We start from the raw sequence: 2,247 nt of genomic DNA, 5'->3' as shown, positions 1-2,247 counted from the left end.
GTAAAAGCATCTGCATGAAGAATGTCTGCATAATCAATTCTTAATGTTATAGTACGTCCTGAAATCTGTTTTTCAGATATTTCTATGGTAAGAACTTTTTCGTCTGGGAAAGTAAATTTTTCAAAGACAAAAATATTTCGATAGTTCTTCTTGAAAACAAGATTCTTATTAACTTGCATCAATGGAAGTATTTCTATAGATTGAAAATTAGTAGCCTTTGTTTGTTTTTTATCTTCTATTTTGAAGCGTATTTGGTCTATATCATATCGTATTTTTGTTTTATTAATCATAGAAATATCAATAAAGAAATACTTATCTAATGTGTAGATATTGTTTAGTACAATTTTCATTAGGTTACTTTTACTGGAAACATCATAGAATTTATTTTTTGAAATAAACATTCTATGTGCGTAATCATACATTTGTGCTTTGGTTAAGTTCACTTCTGGATTCATATAGCTACGTAAATCAGCATAAGGGATATTAAAGCGAGTGTATGCTTTTGCTAAATCGCTACTATATACTAGCATATATTGTACGAAAAATCTTTCTGTAACAATGGTGATAACTCCACTAGCTCCTTCTTTTGTGGGCTTTATTCTAAGAGAGTTACCAGTAGGAATATCGCCAACAATATCATTGACTGATATATCAACATATTTTATATCTTCCATAGCTATAAAATGCGTTGAAACATCTTTGTTGACGTATATAACCTTTAGTTCTTCTGGGTTTTCACCTGCAAGCTCGATGTTTTCTCCAATAGGGGTGTTCTGTGCATTTCCTGTAATAACAGAAACCATTGTGCATAATACAATAAAAATCTTTCTCATATTATTGTTCTTTATCTTTGTTGTTTACTAAAAAAACTTGTGTGTTATATTTTAATTTGGCTTTGTTTTTTTTGATGTTTTTGGAAAGAGCTTGGGTTGTACTACGGTAAGCATCTTGTAAAGCACCTAAAGCGAATTGTTCTACTCCTTCTGATTGGCTGTTCATTTGTATAGTTTGGCTTCCTATTTGCGCTCCAACATCTTTACTCAAATCTCTAAAAGCTGATGAAGGAACAAAGAAACCTTCTTGTCCGTCATTATCATATACAGATAAATCTACTTTCATTTGTCTGCCATCAACCATTATAGAGGAAATATTAATGTGTACTCTTTGAGCTTTAAAGCCAGATACATTCCCATATAGGTAAGTGCCTTTAGTTAAAAGAGCGTCATTAATCATTATATCATCTAGAAGCCGTATGCGTACTCGGCTACCATCTGTTACTTTTAAAGTTTCATCTAATATAGCTGTGATTAGTGAAGTTTTTTGTTCTTTCCCTACAGTATTAAAATATACTTCTGCGGGATTTTTCGCTTTTACAACTTCTATAGCCTTTTCTTTTGGCTTTTCATCTTGTTTTTTTTGAGGTGTTCTAGGACGTGGATTTTGTAATGAATCTATATAAGCCATTTGCATTTTAAAAAGCTCCATTTCTTCTTGCATCTTGGATTTTTCAGGAGCTTTCCTAGTTTCTGTTTGACTTGATTCATCTATAGTAGGAAATCCTTTTATTTGTTGTTCCAATTCCTTTTCTCGGATTCTAGAAGCTTGATTTAAACTGTCAATTTGCCTTATTTCATCATTGGAGTAAAGAGAACCAGAACTTTCAATTTCGCTAACTTCTTCTTCTTTATCTATGGTTTGTATTGATGAATAATCAGAAGATTTATTGAAAGCTCCTTTGAGTGATTCAAATTTACTTTTTATCTCTCTTTTTTCTAAATTAGCATCAGGAATATCAAGATTTAATTCTTCCGTTTCTACTAATGTAGTTTCTTCTGCTGGGGCAGAGTTTATCATATCCTTAACTAGCCATCCTATCCCTAGAATAAAAGGTAGGATGAGTATCGGAATGATGTACTTAGGCTTTTTAATATCAATCTGTTTCATACGCTATTTATTTAATTCATTGTATAAATTTTTTATTCGTATAGTGTCTTCTGGAGTTAATTTCCCATTTTTTCTTAGCTCATTAATTTCATTTTGCATTTTAATCACTTCTAACAAGTCGTGAACTCCTACTTGTTTTTTTTGTAGGGTACTATCAATGTTAATTTGTACTTTGCTTTTTTCTTCGTTGAAAACTTGCATTGGCTTTCTTTCTGGACGCATTACTAATGATAGAATTGTGACGAAAGAAAGGAATGAAATCGTAATTCCAAACATAGCTTTACGGTGTATATCAGCCCACGC

General features: G+C 31.5%; 3 protein-coding genes. All 3 read right to left on the bottom strand.

From position 1 onward, the window contains the following. Positions 1–833: conjugative transposon protein TraN (gene traN, locus KTR07_RS27970; protein ID WP_217315576.1), on the bottom strand; the 833-nt coding region annotated here is incomplete at its 3' end. Position 834: 1 nt separating this feature from the next. Then, positions 835–1,944, bottom strand: a complete 1,110-nt coding sequence (gene traM, locus KTR07_RS27965) for a conjugative transposon protein TraM (protein WP_007559128.1) — start codon at positions 1,942–1,944, stop codon at positions 835–837. Positions 1,945–1,947: 3 nt separating this feature from the next. Further along, positions 1,948–2,247: hypothetical protein (locus tag KTR07_RS27960; RefSeq protein WP_217315575.1), on the bottom strand; the 300-nt coding region annotated here is incomplete at its 5' end.

The sequence above is a fragment of the Bacteroides sp. MSK.20.82 genome, from assembly GCF_019052485.1.
Classification (GTDB): Bacteria; Bacteroidota; Bacteroidia; order Bacteroidales; family Bacteroidaceae; genus Bacteroides; species Bacteroides thetaiotaomicron.
Note: the sequence above shows the minus strand (reverse complement) of the source record. Positions and strands in the feature narration are given on the sequence as shown.

Bases quoted from the DNA above. Each gene is read 5' to 3' on its own strand.
- traM (WP_007559128.1), bottom strand. From the start codon at position 1,944: ATGAAACAGATTGATATTAAAAAGCCTAAGTACATCATTCCGATACTC.